Source organism: Paraburkholderia piptadeniae, from assembly GCF_900007165.1.
GTDB classification, from domain to species: Bacteria; Pseudomonadota; Gammaproteobacteria; order Burkholderiales; family Burkholderiaceae; genus Paraburkholderia; species Paraburkholderia piptadeniae.
On sequence record NZ_CYGY02000115.1, the window covers coordinates 35,501 to 53,870 of the forward strand.

15 protein-coding genes and 1 tRNA gene are annotated in these 18,370 nt (G+C 56.7%); 13 read left to right on the top strand and 3 right to left on the bottom strand.

Translation table 11 applies throughout. From position 1 onward, the window contains the following. Window positions 1–4: 4 nt before the first annotated feature. Entirely contained in the window at window positions 5–706 is a 702-nt protein-coding gene (locus BN2476_RS40795) for a hypothetical protein (RefSeq protein WP_087739819.1), read from the top strand. A gap of 84 nt (window positions 707–790) precedes the next feature. Next, on the top strand, window positions 791–1,384 hold the full coding sequence (locus tag BN2476_RS40800) for a uracil-DNA glycosylase family protein (RefSeq protein ID WP_087739820.1): 594 nt from the start codon (window positions 791–793) through the stop codon (window positions 1,382–1,384). 904 nt (window positions 1,385–2,288) lie between these two features. Here BN2476_RS40800 and BN2476_RS40805 read toward each other — a convergent pair. Then, window positions 2,289–5,198 (bottom strand): DEAD/DEAH box helicase family protein, encoded by a 2,910-nt coding sequence (locus BN2476_RS40805; protein ID WP_087739821.1) that lies wholly within the window; start codon window positions 5,196–5,198, stop codon window positions 2,289–2,291. Between the two features lie 542 nt (window positions 5,199–5,740). On the opposite strand from BN2476_RS40805, the gene BN2476_RS40810 reads away from it, so the two are divergent. Then, complete coding sequence (locus BN2476_RS40810) at window positions 5,741–6,406, top strand: recombinase family protein (RefSeq protein WP_173819721.1); 666 nt, start codon at window positions 5,741–5,743, stop codon at window positions 6,404–6,406. A gap of 62 nt (window positions 6,407–6,468) precedes the next feature. Here the strand turns inward: BN2476_RS40810 and BN2476_RS40815 are convergent, their stop codons facing one another. Beyond that, window positions 6,469–6,711, bottom strand: a complete 243-nt coding sequence (locus BN2476_RS40815) for a helix-turn-helix domain-containing protein (RefSeq protein ID WP_087739822.1) — start codon at window positions 6,709–6,711, stop codon at window positions 6,469–6,471. Window positions 6,712–6,752: 41 nt separating this feature from the next. On the opposite strand from BN2476_RS40815, the gene BN2476_RS40820 reads away from it, so the two are divergent. The 6 genes from BN2476_RS40820 (at window position 6,753) to BN2476_RS40850 (ending at window position 11,705) form a co-directional block, all read left to right on the top strand. Next, window positions 6,753–7,832, top strand: coding sequence for a lysozyme inhibitor LprI family protein (locus BN2476_RS40820; protein WP_087739823.1), 1,080 nt, complete (start codon window positions 6,753–6,755; stop codon window positions 7,830–7,832). Between the two features lie 111 nt (window positions 7,833–7,943). Further along, window positions 7,944–8,435, top strand: coding sequence for a YbjN domain-containing protein (locus BN2476_RS40825; RefSeq protein WP_143811175.1), 492 nt, complete (start codon window positions 7,944–7,946; stop codon window positions 8,433–8,435). Window positions 8,436–8,505: 70 nt separating this feature from the next. Next, window positions 8,506–9,009 (top strand): hypothetical protein, encoded by a 504-nt coding sequence (locus tag BN2476_RS40830; RefSeq protein WP_235851192.1) that lies wholly within the window; start codon window positions 8,506–8,508, stop codon window positions 9,007–9,009. Beyond that, window positions 8,987–10,000: a ComEC/Rec2 family competence protein gene (locus BN2476_RS40835; RefSeq protein ID WP_143811176.1), complete on the top strand. Its 1,014-nt coding sequence runs from the start codon at window positions 8,987–8,989 to the stop codon at window positions 9,998–10,000. The genes BN2476_RS40830 and BN2476_RS40835 overlap by 23 nt, the downstream gene beginning before the upstream one ends. 39 nt (window positions 10,001–10,039) lie before the next feature. Beyond that, window positions 10,040–10,891 (top strand): ComEC/Rec2 family competence protein, encoded by an 852-nt coding sequence (locus BN2476_RS40840; RefSeq protein ID WP_143811177.1) that lies wholly within the window; start codon window positions 10,040–10,042, stop codon window positions 10,889–10,891. 370 nt (window positions 10,892–11,261) lie between these two features. Further along, window positions 11,262–11,705, top strand: a complete 444-nt coding sequence (locus BN2476_RS40850) for a hypothetical protein (protein WP_235851193.1) — start codon at window positions 11,262–11,264, stop codon at window positions 11,703–11,705. A 72-nt stretch (window positions 11,706–11,777) separates the two neighbouring features. Here BN2476_RS40850 and BN2476_RS40855 read toward each other — a convergent pair whose 3' ends face one another. Then, entirely contained in the window at window positions 11,778–12,758 is a 981-nt protein-coding gene (locus tag BN2476_RS40855) for an integrase (RefSeq protein ID WP_160111849.1), read from the bottom strand. 96 nt (window positions 12,759–12,854) lie between these two features. Between BN2476_RS40855 and BN2476_RS46845 the strand changes: the two genes are divergently transcribed. The 4 genes from BN2476_RS46845 (at window position 12,855) to BN2476_RS40870 (ending at window position 18,355) form a co-directional block, all read left to right on the top strand. Continuing rightward, a tRNA-Ala gene (locus tag BN2476_RS46845) sits at window positions 12,855–12,920 on the top strand. A 176-nt stretch (window positions 12,921–13,096) separates the two neighbouring features. After that, window positions 13,097–14,308 (top strand): tyrosine-type recombinase/integrase, encoded by a 1,212-nt coding sequence (locus BN2476_RS40860; RefSeq protein WP_087739843.1) that lies wholly within the window; start codon window positions 13,097–13,099, stop codon window positions 14,306–14,308. 322 nt (window positions 14,309–14,630) lie between these two features. Then, window positions 14,631–17,735 carry a DUF499 family protein gene (locus BN2476_RS40865; protein WP_160111850.1) on the top strand — a complete coding sequence of 1,035 codons (3,105 nt, stop codon included), beginning with the start codon at window positions 14,631–14,633 and terminating at the stop codon, window positions 17,733–17,735. A gap of 38 nt (window positions 17,736–17,773) precedes the next feature. Beyond that, on the top strand, window positions 17,774–18,355 hold the full coding sequence (locus tag BN2476_RS40870) for a DUF3780 domain-containing protein (RefSeq protein ID WP_218274596.1): 582 nt from the start codon (window positions 17,774–17,776) through the stop codon (window positions 18,353–18,355). Window positions 18,356–18,370: the final 15 nt, after the last annotated feature.

The window sequence follows — 18,370 nt, forward strand, 5'->3', positions numbered from 1 at the left end:
AATTATGGCCGCAGGCAAGCTTCGGCACTTCGTCTGGCAGTGGTTCCAGTACACGATCCGTGATACTTCTGCGCAGGCATTCGGATGGCCGACCTTGTTCGGCGGGTGGGTCGGTGGCTTCTTTCTCGTAAAGTTTGGAGTCAAGGCGATTTCCGGTCAGGTTGCGAACAACATCGTCTCAGCGGTGGGTGGCTTGGTCATTGGCTTTGCAGTCTATTTGGTGGCGGGCTTCTTTAAGGCCCGTCGCCATATGGACCCGCTTACCCTGTCGATCACGGACGACGTGCGGTCGCCAGACTTCACCTTCAACGATCAGTTTCGTGGCTACAGTGTGGCGACTATCGTGCAGAACCGTTCGGACGTGCACTGGAAGGACTGCACCGCCCACGTGATGAACGCCCCGCTCTACGATGGATCGACCGGCCCGCGTTTCGTGGAGAAGTTCGATCTTCCGCCGAAGTCGAAGAAGACGGTCTTCATCGCCTATTGGTTCTCGCGCGAACCGCCTAACCCCGATGACCAAGACATCGGATTAACGGGTCCCATTGCCGCTTGTTGGGGCGGCAACGTATGCCGGGTTCCGGGTACTGGGGCGAATCTTCACATTCGGATTCGTCCACAAGACGCGGACAGCAAGGACGTGCACTGCCGCGTGTGGATCGACACGGTTGCCCGCAGACTCAGGGCAGAACAGGTATCGGACTGATGTTGCGCAAGCATCAGGGCAAAGCGTCATCCCTAAGTTTCGTGTTTTTTGGGGTGTCGCTGTCCCGTTGGCAAGGAACCCACCATGTCGTCTTCTCCACCGCCGACCATTGGCAACCGCGTGACAATGACTGTCGGCGGGCAGGACGTTCAAACGCTTCGCGACATTCTTCCGACGCGTCCCGGACTTGAAGTTCTGTTCGTCGCCAAGACGCCAGCGCCCGTAAGCGTTGCCACGGGCCACTACTTTCAAGGCGCTCAGGGCAAGATGTTCTGGAATCGATTGAAGGAGTACGGCCTTTTCAAACCTACTACCCAGTTCGAAGATGATTCACTGCTTGACCACAGCTTTGGTATCACTGACATCGTCAAGGTTCCGAGAGCATATGGAAACGAACCATCGCCAGACGAGTATGCAGCAGGCATGGATCGCATTCTCGAACTGATACGCGTGCATCATCCGCGTGTGGTTGTCTTCGTTTATAAGCGCGTTCTCGACAACTTGCTTCGGTGCCGGTTTGGGGTGCGAGAGAAGTCGGTATACGGTTTCAACGCAGGTCTTACCGTCCATTTTTCCGGTGCAGGAGTGTTCGCCTTTCCACTTCCCGGAACGCCATGCAACGCGGCGCAGGCCGTTGTAGCGATGCGTGCACTTGCCGAAGCCGTGGGACGCCGATGATTGCGTATTCATCCCGCACCGTCCGGTATGCGTTCGGCAACGTGATCGACGTTGCCCGCGACTGTTCGCAACGGTGCATGGGTGGGGCCTACACTCGCAACGGTCCGTTCAGTGATGCAGGGCAACGGTGAGAACAGTGATCGGACCTGTACCACTGGTTGTTACAGTCGATCAACGGTCGTGCCAATGGTGCGGTGTCAGCACCATTGAGCGTGAAGCACTGTTGCCGCCAATGGTGGCGATGTTGCACTGTCGCCGCCGAGTGTTGCACTGGACTGTTGCAGGGGATCGGACCGATGCAACAGTGTTACAGTGGCTGCGCAATGGTACGCCGTATTGATTGCGTCACTGGCCCGCGATGGTCCACCATCACCATTGCGGACGGTGGCCGTTGTACAGCGGTACGTAGCATCGGTGTCGTCGTCACCATCGGGATTGATGGACGGATGGTAGTCGGAATCCAGTGTCACCACTGACGATGGTGTTACCAGCCATGCCGATGGGTGTTGCACCTACAACCGGTGTTCGACGTTGCTGGTACGACCGTGGCATTCGCCGTGATGGTCGGCAACACCCCATTCGTGGTGACACCCGTCTACCATGTCAGTACCGTCACCGTCACGTTGCACCACTGACACTGGTACTGCCCGATCCAGTGTAGCTGGTTGTATGGTGCCGGACGATGAGTATGGTGTACGGTTGCTGTCGCGGGCGACCATCAATGGTGGTGCTGCGACATGGTAGCTGATGTTGTGCCTACTACCACTGTCGTGCACTGGGCCATCTGTTCGTCCGGTGTGCGGGTGACGGTGTGCATGTCGGGTACAACTGAACCACTGGTTGCGGCAGTCAGCAGTAACGGATCGGCACCACGACGTTGCGCCGACCGTCTCGATGATGACCGTCAATCGGTCTCACATTCACGGGAAGCAACGGTGTGCCATTCGATCAGTTGTGCGCTCTTTTCGGCGAAATGGTGTTCCAGTGCGGGCATATTGAAGACCAAAAAAGTTTGCTTCCCGACTTTGCCCTTCTTATGTTTGATCGTCACATCGACCCTGTCCGCGCTATTGCTGACCAGTTCGTCCGCGATCCGGTCCTGCTTCTCGGAACCCTTTACTTGATGGTCGCTCAGTCCCAACTGTTCCATCAGGTCCTTCGGCATCAACTGTACGAAGCCGCGTTTGCGGGCACGTTCAAGGGCTTCGTCCGTGACGAGTGATACCGATTGCTTGAAATACTGTTCGAACGGGAAGAATCCGGCTACTTCGGTATTAATTGAAAGATTCTCATTCGCAAATACGTAAATGTCTTTCTTCGGCCCATGTACCGGTCGCGCTCGACCAATTGCCTGAAGAGTCTCGGACAGTGACGTGTGTTCATACGCGACCTGATGCCAAGGGTCCTTGGGAATCATGCTATTCAAGCGGAACGTCCTGCCGTCCTTCATGCGAACCGGCAGGTCGGCATACATCGGCTTCTCCGAATCTATCTCGCGGCCAAACAGTGCGCGGGTATAGTCCCGTATGTCCTTCGGTGCGAGTGTATGTCGGCCAACGACCAATAGGCAGTCCACGTTCTTCATCACGTCGATGCCGCGAAGATCGCCGAAGTGGGCGTGATGTGATGCCCCGATCTTCCTTGCCAGTGTCCGCGCGAACTTGTCGTTGTCGCCGATCTGCTTATAGGTAATCAAGCCGACGTTCGTATATGGTTTCGCGATTTCGATCAGACCATCAACAAGGTTCGTGATGTTCTCGGGCTTTTCTTCCAGCCACCGCTTCGTGATCGTCGTGTTCGATAGCTGGAACAGACGAACGTCGTCATGCTGGCGGACGGCGATGGCGTGAAACTGGACGCCGGGAAGCAGACGCTGAACGACAGCAGGGTGTGCCGTCGCGTCGAGATACAGTGTTGGAATGCCTTCGTACCGTTCAGCCGGTGCAGGTAACGGCAACCACCTGATGGCATTGTCTTCGACCCACATGCCGTCAAGCAGCGTTGGATCGTCGGATCGGACGTAGCTGTCAAGTCGTGCAATGATCTCGGAGTGCTGGCTATCGTCTTGGTTTTTCAGGTAGGCGTCGCGGTACTTCCTGAGCGGAAGATTCAGTGACGGTGCCGCTGGCTTCGTGTTCTTCCCGGCATCAAGGATGACCTGTTCGCGGTGGTTCCAGATGGCATCCGGCAAGGACTTTCCGTTAGCTACGTCCAGAACGATCCGGGCTATCGATGGAAACCGGTTCGATGTGGATTCTTTCTGCACCGTGCCAAGTCTCAGGATGTCTTCGTCAATGACGATGTAGTCTGGCACCCAAGGGAAGCGATTGCCGTTGGGTTCGATCTCGCCGTTATCGGTCATCCGGCTTCCGTTGAACCATGCCGAGCGCTCGTTGATCCACTCGTTGTGCGTCATCACGCGGATGTTGACGGTCGTGTTGAACTGCGTGGTGTACTCACAGACGCCTTGGTGCGGGCACTGCGACAGGCAGTATTGAAGCGGGATGCTGATGCCGAAGTCTTCAAGGTTCTCGCGTGCTTCCCTGTTCTCGCAAAGGGCTTTGCGCGAGTAAAATTTGACGATGTTCGGACGTTGCAGCTTGCCACGCAGGGTGTCGGCACTGGCAATATCGGCAGCGCGGATTTCGTTGTACGTCTCGATGATCTGGTTGGCAAGATCGTGTGTCGGAACGAGAAACAGAACCTTTGCGTTGTGGTCCACTTCGCGCGACAGTGCTTCAAGCACGGTGCGGGTCTTCCCGGCACCAGTCGTGACCTTGACGAAGTGCGATGCCTTGCCGTTCACGAACTCACGGATGATTTCCTGTAGACCGGACGTGGCTTCGGCGGGCGTCGAAAGCGGACGAAGGGCGTAGTCATAGGGTTCAGGCTGGATGTATCGCCGTGCCGCACCGCCGTTGGACGGCTTGTAGTTACCGTACTCTTTCGCATACGACTGCAACATATAGATGCTTCCGTACTTCGCGCCACGCAGGGCTTCTTCCAGTTGCCGTTCAAGTTCGACCCGCTCTTTCTTCTGCCAGTGGTTCATCAATAGCGTAATGCCCGCACGGCCAAGCATCTTCAGGATGCATACGTTCACCTTGAAGCGGTCGTGGTAGGACAGGTCGCGCGGGATGTAGTCCAGCAGAATCTGGACGGACGCGATGTCGGCTTCCGTGGCAGTGAGCGGTGCGGGTGGTGGTACATGGCACTGATCGTTCACGGCCAGCACGATGCAGTCGGCACGGAAGAACGCGTCGGGATCGTGGGACAGGAAACATGACTGACGAAGCGATGATCCCATAGGGTCATCGTGAAACCGGGTGCGGCAATGTTGCTGGATAAGTTGCAGGCACAAGCGGTACGCGATCTTGAATCGCTGCTTTGTGATGTCGATGGCTTCGCCGGATGCGTGGGCGAAATCGGTCAACAGGCCGAATTTCAACCCGCCCGATGGTGACTTGAAGGCATAGATGCACGCAGGGTGCTTCATCACGGCTGCGTACAACGCGTCCATGTCCAAGCCGGGGTTGTCCTTCTTGTCGATGTCGAACTGGACGATGCCGGTTGGTTCGCTGTCTTCGCCGAGACAGGTATCAGCACTCGGCAGCACGGTCGGATAGAAGACCGGCAGGGTGTCGCGTTTCAGTGCCTTGCGTTCGTCGGCGTCGTTCGTGTCGCGGATGCGGCGGATTCTGTCTTCATAGGTGCCGCTTCGGACGGACGCGATGATTTCTTCAATGGTTCGCAGTGTCGTATCCGATGTTGCATACATGGACGGTGCGACACGCGTATAAATAGTTACGCTCATGGGGTTGGTAGCTTCGTGGGTATCGTGGCCCCACTGGATGCGTGTTCAGTGGGGTCTTTTCTTTTGTGCTGCCGTTTACTTATGCGTCGTCGGAAAACATCGGCGGCGCACCCCGTGGACGGGAGAAAGGGGTGGACTGGTTCCCACAAATGGGGGTCTTTTCTATTAATTATATATAGAAATCACTCCCATTTGTGGGTGACAAGTGCCGATCTGGGGAAAGATATGTGTTCGCGAAGCGATGCGACCGCAGGGAGCATTACATGATGTTCAACTGGTGCCCTTCAGATACGTCTCTTCGAGAACCGGTGTTCAGGTGGTTCAACAAGTGACCGGACGAGACGTATGTCGAACCGGTGTGCCCGAAGAACACATCTTGAACGGGCCATCCATGTCAGTAGTCATGGTCAGCGGATCGGCATCCCATGTCCGAAATCGAGCACTCGCGGACACCTACCTACCGTATGTCCGAAAATTAGCTTGTATACGTTACGTACACCTGATATGATTCGTACACCCAATACGGACATATCAAGGTGCTAATGACAAGAATATTTGCGTACTGCCGTGTATCGACCGCCGACCAGACGACGGACAATCAAGTACAAGAAATCGAAGCAGCCGGATTCTCAGTAGCGAAGCAGCGCGTCATTACCGAGACAGTCAGCGGATCGGTCCCGGCCTTCGAGCGGAAAGGGTTCGCGAAACTGGTGGACCGGCTGGAAGACTCTGACGTACTCATCGTGACAAAGCTCGACAGGCTCGGCAGAAATGCGATGGATGTGCGGGCCACGGTCGAACGGCTGGCATCCATCGGGGTCCGCGTTCACTGTCTTGCCCTTGGCGGCGTGGACCTGACCAGTGCAGCGGGGAAGATGACGATGGGTGTGATTAGCGCCGTGGCCGAATTCGAACGCGATCTTCTCATCGAACGTACACAATCTGGGCTTCGCCGTGCCAAGGCAGAAGGGAAGGCCTTTGGTCGCCCGTCAGCACTCACGGAAGCGCAACGTGCGACCGTCATCGATCAACTGAATGCCGGTGTGCCCGTCGCTCAGATCGCCCGCGAGATGAAAACGAGTAGGCAGACCGTCATGCGGGTACGGGAGTCGATGCTATCGACGCCGCCTGAACTGACGGGAGTCGGTCCAAGTGGAGTTCCATGTGCCTTGATCGATTGGGATCGTCGTAAGTCGCGCAGCGCATGAAGATCAGCCATCAAGCCGTCATGCGGGAACAGGAGTCGGCAACCGCGCAAGCGGCGACTGTCTCATAACCCCGCTTCGGCTATCAACTCGGCGAGCGTCATGTCGAGTGCGTTCGCCAGCCTTTTGAGCGTCAACGTGGCGGCATTGTTGGTGCCGCGTTCAACACGACCGACATAGCTTCGATCAACGTCAGCGAGCAACGCCAACTGCTCTTGCGATAGTTCTTTGGCTTCGCGGTGGCGGCGAATTGCTTCGCCGAGCGCGATTAAGGATGGGTCCTTGCTTTGACGGGTGCTAATTGGCATCCCGTCATCGTGTGGGGTAACATCGCCCAGTTCGACGGACCATGGTCACCTTTGCGGTGAAACCAGAAACATTCGGGGGATTCACAATGAAGAAATGCCACTTTTGTTACGAAGACATTCAGGACTCGGCGATCCGATGCAAGCACTGCGGGGCCGACATCGCCGCTGCGGAAGCAGCGGCTAAGGAAGCAAAGTTCGAACAGTCATACAGCAACGGCTTCGGGAAGTTCTGGGCCGTGATTGGTGCCCTGATCTTCGGGGCGCTTGCCTTCGGCGCGTACACCGAACGGCTATACATGGACATAGCGATCTGCGTTGCATTCGGGCTGGCCTTCCTGTTCGTGGCCCCAAAGGCATGGCAGGTTGGGTTTCTCGCTCGAAATGCGGGGCAACCCGACATCATCATTGCGAGCAGTGCGGGCGAGTTGGCGAAGCAACGCTTTTACTACGAATACGGTGCGCGGGTCTTCCTGACGGGCGGGCTGTTCGTTGTCCTTCTGGCCGTCCTATATTTCGTCGTGCCGCTCGACCGCATCGTCTTCGGACCGGGGACTCAGGTCGCTGCGTCGTCGGAAGCGAAGCCGTCATCGGGAAGTGTCGCGGCAGACGCACAAGCAGCCGCTAGTTCGGCGTCCAGTGATGAAGCAGCAAAGGCCGTCGCGGATGGTCAGTCGGCGGGTAGTGATGTTGCGACTTCGGCTGCCCCGGTGCAGGCGTCGTCGGACACTGCAACGCAAACGGCGCAGCAACCAATGGAACCGGAGAAGTCCGTCAACGCATCGCTTGCATCATCGACACCGACAGCCAGTGCAGTACAGCAGTCGGCATCGACGACGACACTGAAGCAGGATGCAAATGGCACGAAGAGCGTTCATGCCAGCTTTGACTGCGCCAAGGCGTCGTCGCCCATCGAACATCTGATCTGTTCGACGCCGCAAGCCGCAGATGCAGACCTTCGCCTAGCGTCGGCGTATTCAGCCGCCCGCGCCAAGACGGGTGATCCGGCTGCCCTGAAGGCCGATCAGCGGAAGTGGATAAAGGACGAGCGTAATGCTTGTTCCGACGCGGAGTGTCTGGTCAAAGTCACCGAAGCCCGGATTGAGAAGCTTGCAGCCATGTAGCTTGCGCGGTTTGCGACGTATGCAGAGAACACGTAACCGCCGTTCATCGGCGGTTTTTCTTGTGGGGTCACGGTAAGACAGCCGCGCCTTACTTCCTATCGGGAGCGCCTATTGAAGAAAATCTTTGAAGAATCCGCAGTTACCATCGAAACGCTTGACGCCCATCTTCGCGATAGCGGTGTGGTGCCCTATGACGTACAGCCTGATGTCATCCGCTTGCGTACCGAACAAGGCATCGCCTACCGTGTGTTCTTGATCCCGGACCGGAAATTCATCAGGTTCGCCACATACCTTCCCCTGAACCGGCAAGCGCCCGTCGAACAGAAACATGAACTGGCGCGGCGGCTGAACGAAGACGTGTTCCTGCCGGTCTTCACCATCGACTTCGACGGGGACCTTGCTGTCTCCTACGTCTTGCCCTTTGGTGGCGGCGGACTAATCGCTGGAAACTTCATGTCCATCGTGAACAGGTTCGCGTCGCTGCTGGAATTCGTGGTGGAGACGTACAACAGCGATGGCCTGATCGATTTCGGTGCGCCGACAACGGTGCCCGCCGTGGCTGACGCTGAATCAGCGCCGACCAGCGGCGAACTGCTGCACTGATTCTATCTTCACCGAACTGGCGTCCGCGTAGCCGTCCAACGGTGATTCCTGCGACAATAAGAAGAATTAGGTGAAAGCAGGGGGTACGGTGTTCTATCTCATTGTTTTGTATCTTCTTGTCGTGTGTGCAGCCTGCGGCGTAGGCGTCGCAGAAATGTTCCTTGGTGCATTGCCTTCTCACTACGAACCCCTGCGGATCGCATTGTCGTGCTGTGCAACCGCTGGCATCGGCGGATGCCTGTATTGCCTTCGCGCTGTATATCTCAATCGATGTGTCCGTAAAAGTTGGGATACCGACTGGCATACATGGTATTTCCTGCGCCCTATCGCCAGTTTTATATGCGGCGGGGCCAGCTTCCTTTTTCTGAAGGCCGGTCTGTTAGTTTTGGAGTCGAATACGAAGGAAAACGCCAGCGAAATCGGATTTTATGCATTAGCTTTCATTGCTGGTTTGAACGTTGACAAGTTCGTTGCCAAGATTGAAGGCGTTGCATACGCCGTCTGGGGAATAGAAAAATCACGATCCGCGTCTGCGGCTACAGGGGTAAACGATGGCGAAGGTTCACATAATTAATGTCTCGCCGGGCGATTGCACGGTTATAGAACATAATACTGGTCGAGTGACGGGGATTGACATCTGTTGCGGAAATCTAGAAGTGAGACAAAGGGCGGTCGAACTTGAGACGCGGGCGACAGGTTTATTGGGGTTGTTGAAGGAAGGTGGCGGTGGAAACTACAGGATGTGTGAGCGACCGTCCAATCCCATCAACTACATTCAGACGCACGGTATTGGGAAACTCTGGCGTTTTATCGTCACTCACCCAGACATGGACCACATGGACGGGCTGGCGAATCTTAAGGAAAAGGTTGGGTTTACGTGCTTCTGGGACACGGGTGCCCGTCGAGACAAGCCGGATTTCGAAAACTTCTTTCGTTACAGTGAAGATGATTGGAACCTATACGACGATCTAATAAACGGGCGGGTCAAAGATGTGACTGTTCTGGAAAAAATCGCGGGTGCAAGGTTCCCGTATGCGAATAAAGAAGGCACTAATGGCGGTGGGACAGATGGGTTGTACATTCTTGCGCCCAACAAGGAGCTTCTCTGCGATCCGAATGAAAATGACGATATAAACGAAGCGTCATACGTGTTGCAGTACAAGAGTGGTGCGGGGAATATGGTGTTTCCCGGCGATGCACATGACGCATCATGGGAATTCGTGATGAACACGAATGCGAACGCCGATCTTAAAGAAAACTGCTCGTTTCTGCTTGCCCCGCATCACGGACGCCATTCTGACCGATCCTACGAGTTTCTCGATTTTTTAAAACCTAAGCTGACTGTGCTCGGCTGCTCGCCAAGTAAATATATCGAATACGATCAGTGGTATAGGCGAGATCTTGAAATTCTTACCAGTAATCAAGCCGGGAACATCGTGCTTGAAACAGGTGATGGATATTACGACGTTTATATCGAGAATGACGATTTTTCACGTGACCGTGGTGGCCTTCTATCTGTACGGAATTCGCAAGGATTCAGTTTCTACAAAAGGGTGATTGTTTAAGCGGGGGCAGGGTAAATAGCTTGCAGAGACGGGGGAGAAATGAGCCTTGATGCGTTCCTTCAAATATTCGATGTGGACCATGGTCAGTGCGGTTTGCTCACCGTCTATCACTATACAGGTGCGCGTAGGGTGTTAATCGACTGCGGTCATTCCGTCGATTTCAAAGGTGGTCCGTGGTATCCGGGCCGACATCTTCGCAATTTGGGTGTGGACTATATCGATTTGTTGGTGTGCACCAACTACGACGAAGACCACGCGTCTGGCTTCCCCGATCTAGAACGTCAGGGCATTACGGTCGGCTGCATTCTGGGTAATCCGACCGTAGCACCGGAAACGATCGTCCATCTGAAAACAGCGGACGGCATGGGTAACGGCATACGGGCAATCGCCAACACGCTCGCGGTGCGTAGACAGATAGGATGGGCGCAAACCCCGCCGATCATACCCGGCGTGAACCTGACGTGGGCGTGGAATCCGTACCCCCACTTTGACGACGAGAACAACCTGAGCTTGGTGGCGACCTTCAACATCATGGGGTTCAATTTCATGTTTCCGGGGGACATGGAGACCAAAGGATTCAACCACTTGTTGAATACGTGCCCGCCATTTCGCCAGACTGTCGCAGGAGTCCATGTGCTGGTAGCGGCGCACCATGGCAGGTCGAACGGCATTTGCACTGCGATGTTCGACACGCACGGCTGCAATCCGCAACTGGTTGTGATTTCCGACGACTATAAACAGTACGATACGCAGGAAACGACGAGCTACTACGCGCAGAAGGCGCGGGGTATACCTTGGTTCCGAGAACAGGGGCGGCGGTACGTTCTGACGACGCGTAGTGATAGTGAGATCAGGTTTTCCTTCCAAAACGGTCAGTGCACCGCATGGTGATGCAGGATGCGTAGACGTGTCCGGCAGCGACACTGTCCGCGTCCGCTGGACGTGGTCTGTTCACTCACACTTTCACGCTGACAAGTGGGCCGAAGATGACGCCTTGCTATGCCTGCACCGCGTTGATTGACACGGACTGCCATAAAGGCCCGCACCGGGACCTGAACGCGTTCAAAGGCGACCTGCCGTTGATAATCTATGCGCGGTTGGTCGGATGGGAGAGTTCGACGTACAAGTGCCGTGGGTGCAGTACGGTGCTGATCCGACCCAACTACAAGCACACGCCGAACGAAACATGGCGTCGCTATCAATGACCCTAGCGCCGTGACACCATCGATCCTATTGCAGAGAGTGGACTTGGGTGCTGTGTATGGACAAGCCGAAGCATCGACACCACCGCCGCGAACTCCTTAGTCGGTACGGGCGCGTTACAAACTGGCACGCGAGTGTAACGGAGCGCGTGGACCGGCCACGCGGTTGTCCACCGGAGCGCGAAAGTCACTCATCGATTCTGTTGGAAGGGGAGTTCACCGAACCGGTGCGTGATGTGACCCGGTTCTTGATCCAAGTCTCCCCGACAGCCAAGCCGGACATCGGCAATGCCAACGTGCCTAACGTCGGCGCGTTCATATCGATCAAACCCGAGTTACAGGGTGTCGTTGACATGACGGAGAGTCATTTTCAGGAGTTGTTAACGCTCGCCGCATCTGGTCGCTTGGCGTGGTGCCACGTCGCATTCACGGTGCCGTTTCGGCGGTCCGCGTTGATCGTCAGTATTGATTTCACGTCACGCCCGCCCGATGAAGAAGCGTAAGGGTTGAGCGGACTAATCGATCCACCGCGCGGGCGGGCGATGGACCGATAACCAATGCGGTTCCTGCTACGGTCAGCCGAGCTTCATTGCCAATTCGCCAGCGTCAATTGACACGTATCGTTGAAGCATGTTGGCGGTTGTGTGACCGGATATGGCGCGAAGTTCCAGAATCGACAGGCCCTGCTTTGCCAGCCTTGTCAGCGCATCGTGTCTGAGATCGTGGAACGTGAAGTTGGCGATGCCCGCCCGCGCAACCGCTCGTTCGTATGCCTGTTTAACCGCTTCCATGGAAACAGGGAAGACCCGTCCGTCAAGACTGCGCGGCAGTGCTTCCAGCATCGCGATGCAAGACCCGGACAACGGAATCCTTCGCGGCTGCCCGGCCTTTGTTACCTGTAGGGTCGCTGTTCGCCGTGGCAAGTCAACGTCCTTCCATGACAGTGCAAGGATTTCGCCGCGTCGTGCAGCGGTTTCGAGCGCGAAGATGACGACGGGCTTGATCCATGGGTTATGGCATTCGCCGCAAGCCGAGATCAGCGCGGTCCTTTCTGCTGCGGTCAACACGCGGTCACGGGCCTTGCCAGATCGTGGCTTTCTGATAAGGCTAACGGGATTGCTGGGAAGGTGAACGCCCCACTCGCGGATCGCTATGCTGAAAACGTGTCCAAGAAGCTGAAGTTCCCGCAGTGCGGTGCCGGATGAAACTTCTCCAAGTCGCGCATCCCGCCACGCCGCGACCATCTGCGGCGTTATAGAAGACAGTGCGTGCTTCGCAAGGCTGAGTTTCTTGAAACTTTCGATTCTGTAGGATTCGGCGCGGGTTCCGCGCTTGCCGGTGCTGACTTCCTTTGCGTATCGGTCAAGAAGTTCGCCCAAGGTCGTTTGGCGATCTTGGGGGCTGTCGATCCATTGCCCGGCATCGATGAGACGTTCTTGCTGTCTAGCCCACTTCTCCGCATCTTTCTTCAGGGTGAATGTCTTCGATTGGACCGGGTAGCCTTGCCGTTTGACGATTGCTTGCCAGCGGTCGTTACGTTGTCGAATGGTTGCCATCACTTCTCCAAGGGTGACAGCAGGGTGACAAGCCAGTCCAACGAACGGGGGCATGTAATGCTAACCCCTTGAATTACAAGATCGTTTGCACGGTTAGGAAGCTGGGAGAGCGTCGCGTTCGCAATGCGAAGGTCGGGAGTTCGATCCTCCTCCGCTCCACCAACGAATTATCCTGACGATTCCTTTGTTATCCGCAAACCCCGCAGCCAGCAAGGCTCGCGGGGTTTTTTATCGCCTATACTATCCTGTAGTCTACCGAACAAATCCGGGGGCAAGTGGGGGCAATAATTGGGATAACTCACGCGCTTCCGCAGACACTTGCCCCCAGGAGGCACGCCATGCCCCTTACCGATGCCGCTGTCCGGAATGCCAAGCCCGGCGAGAAGCCGACCCGCCTGTTTGACGGCGGCGGCCTGTACTTGGAAATCTCGACCGCCGGGGGCAAGTGGTGGCGGTTGAAGTACCGATTCAACGGAAAGGAAAAGCGCATCTCCCTCGGCGTCTACCCGGCAATCGGTCTGAAAGACGCCCGCGAGCGGCGGGACAAGGCCAAAAAGGAGCTGGCAAAGGGCGTTGATCCGGGCGAAGCGAGGAAAGCCCAAAAGGCGGCGACCCTCGACCGGGCCGCCAACTCGTTCGAAGTCATCGCGCGCGAGTGGTTTGCTCGGCAAAAGCCCGGCTGGGCTTCCGGCCATGCCGACAAGATTATTCAACGGCTCGAGAAAGATGTTTTCCCCTGGCTCGGCGGACGCCCCGTTGCCGAAATCGCTGCCCCCGAATTGTTGACCGTGCTGCGCCGCATCGAGGAGCGCGGCGCACACGACACGGCCCACCGGGCGCTGCAGAACTGCGGGCAGGTATTCCGGTATGCCGTAGCGACGGGCCGCGCCGAACGCGATCCTTCCGGTGACCTCCGGGGCGCGCTCCCCCCGGTCAAACACGAACACTATGCCGCCATCACCGATCCGGTGAAGATGGGGGAATTGCTGCGCGCGATCGACGGGTTCCAGGGGACCTTCATCGTCAAGTGCGCCTTATTGCTGGCCCCAATGCTGTTCGTCAGGCCCGGCGAACTGCGCCTCGCAGAATGGTCGGGGTTCAACCTCGAAAAAGCTGAATGGCGCTACCTCGTGACCAAGACCAAGACGGAGCACCTGGTTCCGCTTCCCACGCAGGCGGTAGCCATCCTGCGCGAACTGCATGCGCTGACGGGGCAGCGGCAACACGTCTTTCCCGGGCGCGATCCCCACAAGCCCATGAGTGGCGCTGCAATCAACGCCGCGCTGCGGCGCATGGGGTACGACACCAGGACAGAAATCACCGGCCACGGTTTTCGGGCAATGGCACGGACCATCCTGCATGAAGAACTGCAGGTCAAGCCCGAAGTAATCGAGCATCAGTTGGCCCACCGGGTACCCGACACCCTGGGCACCGCCTATAACCGAACGAAGTTCCTCAAAGAACGCCGGACTATGATGCAGCAATGGGCGGATTATCTCGTCTGCATGAAACAAGGGGCGCAGGTCATCCCTCTCCCCGCCCAAGGGTGATCCGTCGGCGCTGGAGAACATTGAGGGGCACTTTTTTGATTACGGGGATCATCGCGCGCGGAGGCTCCGCTCGCTCGAGTAGTTATATGCACACCGTTTAGCAAAACGCCGTTGCGAGCACCATCGCTTGCTACGCTGAGCTTGACGACCACAGATTGGCCGATCGCACAGCAGATCAGTGCGCCCTCTATCAAACGAGTCGCCGAGTTATTCGGCGACGACCGGCAAGTTTGCGGCAGCGTTGATGTCCTTGAAAATGCTTCCGCTAGTCTGGGATATGGAGGAAAATCCGGCAGCAATATTAAGACAATATAGACCGACCATGACCCTCAATGCCCAATGCATACCCCGTCAGAGCGTTTTCGATCGCAATCGGCGCGACATCGTCTTGGATTTGTCCGATTTTCTGGAAGGTAAGATCGATGGCGAAAAGTTCTTTGAGGAGAATTTCATCACCGGGGGGATGAAAACGCTGTTCGAGAAAACTTTCGCCCGATTGGAGAATCATGGCGATCAGGCCAGCACCTTCCTTCTGACTCAGTCGATGGGCGGCGGTAAGACACATAACATGATTGCCCTCGGCCTACTCGCCAAGTACCCGGCCTTGCGGCAGAAGGTGCTTGGTAAGAGTGCTATCGGCCAGAAAGTGGGGGGCGTTAGGGTCATCGGCTTTCACGGTCGGCAGACCGATGCCCGTTTTGGCATCTGGGGTGAACTGGCCGAGCAGCTCGGTAAGAAGGACGCTCTCAAAGATTACTACCAGCCGCTTCAGGCTCCCGGTCAAAGTGCTTGGATTAATTTGCTAAAGGGCGAGCCGACGCTGATTTTCCTCGATGAATTGCCGCCCTATCTTGAAGCGGTGCAGGCCAAGTCGATTGGCTCGACAACGCTATCCACGGTGACCGCAACCGCGATCTCTAACCTTCTGGTAGCCGTCAACAAAGCTGAACTGTCGAACGTTTGCGTGGTTATCGCCGACCTCACTGCCTCTTGGCAGGCCGGTGGAGCGATGCTAAACGCTGCGCTGGACAATCTAAGGAACGAGACCAGCCGTTCTGCGTTGCGCATCGAACCGGTATCGTCGCAGGGCGAAGAGCTGTACCACATCCTTCGCACCCGCCTGTTTCAAACCCTGCCCGACGAATCCATCCGCAGCAAGGTGGCCAACGACTACGCTGCCGCCGTCAAGGCGGCGCGGGAAATGGATGTCACGAATCACTCACCTGATTCCTTTGCGGCGCAGTTGGCGGAGTCGTATCCCTTTCACTTCGGGCTGCGTGACCTCTATGCGCGTTTCAAGGAAAACCCCGGTTTCCAACAGACCCGGGGACTGATTCGGCTCATGCGCATGGTCGTCTCCAATTTGTGGGAGACGGGGCGGGCCGACAAGCTGCATCTGATCCACCCCTACGATCTCGATCTCAACGACGACGAAATCGTCTCGGAAATTCGCTCGATCAACCCCACGCTTACCGAGGCGATCAGTCACGACATCGCGAATCACGGGCATTCCGTCGCCGAAGAAATCGATTCGAAATACGGCGGCACTGATGCGCAAGATGTGTCCAAACTCTTGCTTGTTGCCAGCTTGGCCAGCGTGCCCAACGCGACGCACGGTCTGCGCCAGAACGACATTATGGCGTTCCTTTGTGCGCCTGGACGTGACATTTCCAAAATCAAAAAGGAGATCGTCGATTACCTGCCCACACAAGCATGGTACTTGCATCCGAGCAACGATGGGCGGCTGTTCTACAAGGACATCCAGAACCTTGCCGCCAAGCTGCACTCCACGGCCAAGCAGTACAACCAGCAGACCTGCCTCAAGGAACTCCGCGCCTACTTGGAGGGATTGTTCCAACCAAGCGTACGCGACTGTTACCAGCGTACAGAAATGCTTGCCGCGATCGACGAAGTTCGCCTGGAATCCGACAAAACGACATTACTGCTGGTCCAGCCCGCAAGTGACGTCGACGTCACCTCCAGGCTACCCAAGGAGTGGGTCAAGTTTCACGCCGATCAGGAGTTCAAGAACCGTGCGCTATATCTCACCGGATCGCAGGAAACGCTCATCCATGTTCTGGAGCAAGCGGCTCAGTATAAAGCTATCAACAGCATTCTTACCGAAATGACCGATGAAGGGGTGGCTACGCGCGACCCACAGCGGCAGCAGGCCGACCAGAATCTCGACCAGATCACACTGCGTCTGCGCTCCGCGATTCAGGAAACGTTCACCACGCTCGTTTATCCGAGCATGGGCCAACTTCGAAGCACCGATTGCCGCATCCATTTTCAGAACAACCAGTTTGACGGCGAAAAACTGGTTCGCGACACGCTGACCAACGCGAGGAAGTTTGAAACCGACACTGGCACCGACGCCTTCCGGCGCAAGTGCGAAGACCGTCTATTTCAGGGGCAAAAGACAGCGAAGTGGAGTGAAATTAAGCGCCGTGCAGCGATGAACGACGCTTGGCCGCTGCACCGGCCTGACGCCCTCGACGCACTTAAGGCGAAGGCCATTAACGAGGGCCACTGGCACGACCTGGGCGACTCCGTCGAAAAGGGGCCCTTCCCGCCGCCCAAGACGGAAGTGCAAGTGCGGCTCCTCTCTCGTGACGACAAGACAGGGGAAGCCTTCCTTAAGATTACTCCGCTCCATGGCGACGTCGTCCATTACGAAATCGGCAACGCCCAGCCTACCACCGGATCGCTCAAGGTGGGCGAGGCCGAAGGCGGCTACAACAACTTCCGCACACGCGAACTGAAGCTTACTTTCCTTTGCGTCGATTCTGCGGGCAAGCACGAGACCGGCGATTCCGTTGTTTGGAAAAACACGCTGGCGACCAAGTATCGCGTCTTCCAGCAGAGCGAAGACTGGCAGGTGGAGTTGCACGCCGTGCCGCGTGGCCATTTGCGCTATACCACCAACGGTGCTGATCCACTCACCAGCGGCGGCGCATATGACGCCCCCTTCACACTGCCTGCCGAATGCCGTTTTGTATTAGCCGTGGCGGAAGATGGCGACATTCGCTCGGCGGTGGAAAAGATTGATGTCAACGAATACCGGACCAAGAAAGTCGCGGTCGACGCCGCCAAGCCGGTTCTGTGGTCGCGTCCACACCGGAATCTCACGGCCGCCGCAGCGTTCAGCTTTCTCGATCTGCTCGAAAAGCATCAAGGGGAAGGGAGGGAGGTAGTAGTCGATGTCGCTAGTAACGACACTGACATCAGTCTCTCGTTCATCGCTGGAGAAAACGAGCCGGTCGCAGGCACCCGCTTGCGGGAGGTCGTAGCAAAAATGCAGGAGATCGTTGGTGGTAGCCAGGTTACAGTCAGCGTTACCGGCATTCGGTTCGAGCGTGGACAGCACCTGCTCGACTGGATAGCCGCCATCCGCAGCAGCCTGAACCCGGGTGAGGTCGGCCAATAATGGCCCGGGCCAGAAATCCGTCAATCAGAAAGCCAGCCGTGCTGGGCTTCGGCTTTCAGCCCGCGCTTTCGGAGCATTACTTCCTACTGACCCTGCCACGCAGCAAGGCCGAAAGTGCAGACGTCACGCTCTCCGAACATTTTGAATGGTTCGAGCCTACTGAGGAAGTGCCGATCCCCGTGCCACTCAATGCTACTAATGCACACTTACGCGTCCTCCTGCGCCGGGGGGTTTGGAACTTGATCGCCGAGGATGTGAAGGCCGAGTTCAACCGCCGTTTGCGTATCTATGGGCACAAGACAGCCAAGTGGCCTCAGGAGGGGCAGATACCCATCGACCGAACCCTTGGCAAGGAGCTTTGCGTGCTGGCGTGGGCAGTGGAGGAATGCGACCCAGCACTGATTCCGGTCGCTATTCGCAACTGGCTGGGACTGGTACCTGAAGAGCGCTGGTGGTTGTACACCATGACGAACGCCGCTACCGGTCACGCTCTGACCGGACGAGGTAAGGGCTGGCGCAAGGCGCTGCGTTACGCGCTCACTGAGAATCCGGTGTCAGAAGGCTTGATTCAGCGCCGCCTGGCGGAATTCGAGCTGACGCCCAGTGCTAAAAAAAGTTAAGCGAACAGAACGACC

What these genes read in the sequence shown, in the direction of transcription:
- BN2476_RS40795 (WP_087739819.1), top strand. Translation starts at nt 5, where the DNA reads ATGGCCGCAGGCAAGCTTCGGCACTTCGTCTGGCAGTGGTTCCAGTAC.
- BN2476_RS40800 (WP_087739820.1), top strand. Translation starts at nt 791, where the DNA reads ATGTCGTCTTCTCCACCGCCGACCATTGGCAACCGCGTGACAATGACT.
- BN2476_RS40805 (WP_087739821.1), bottom strand. Translation starts at nt 5,198, where the DNA reads ATGAGCGTAACTATTTATACGCGTGTCGCACCGTCCATGTATGCAACA.
- BN2476_RS40810 (WP_173819721.1), top strand. Translation starts at nt 5,741, where the DNA reads ATGACAAGAATATTTGCGTACTGCCGTGTATCGACCGCCGACCAGACG.
- BN2476_RS40815 (WP_087739822.1), bottom strand. Translation starts at nt 6,711, where the DNA reads ATGCCAATTAGCACCCGTCAAAGCAAGGACCCATCCTTAATCGCGCTC.
- BN2476_RS40820 (WP_087739823.1), top strand. Translation starts at nt 6,753, where the DNA reads ATGGTCACCTTTGCGGTGAAACCAGAAACATTCGGGGGATTCACAATG.
- BN2476_RS40835 (WP_143811176.1), top strand. Translation starts at nt 8,987, where the DNA reads ATGGCGAAGGTTCACATAATTAATGTCTCGCCGGGCGATTGCACGGTT.
- BN2476_RS40840 (WP_143811177.1), top strand. Translation starts at nt 10,040, where the DNA reads ATGAGCCTTGATGCGTTCCTTCAAATATTCGATGTGGACCATGGTCAG.
- BN2476_RS40850 (WP_235851193.1), top strand. Translation starts at nt 11,262, where the DNA reads ATGGACAAGCCGAAGCATCGACACCACCGCCGCGAACTCCTTAGTCGG.
- BN2476_RS40855 (WP_160111849.1), bottom strand. Translation starts at nt 12,758, where the DNA reads ATGGCAACCATTCGACAACGTAACGACCGCTGGCAAGCAATCGTCAAA.
- BN2476_RS40860 (WP_087739843.1), top strand. Translation starts at nt 13,097, where the DNA reads ATGCCCCTTACCGATGCCGCTGTCCGGAATGCCAAGCCCGGCGAGAAG.
- BN2476_RS40865 (WP_160111850.1), top strand. Translation starts at nt 14,631, where the DNA reads ATGACCCTCAATGCCCAATGCATACCCCGTCAGAGCGTTTTCGATCGC.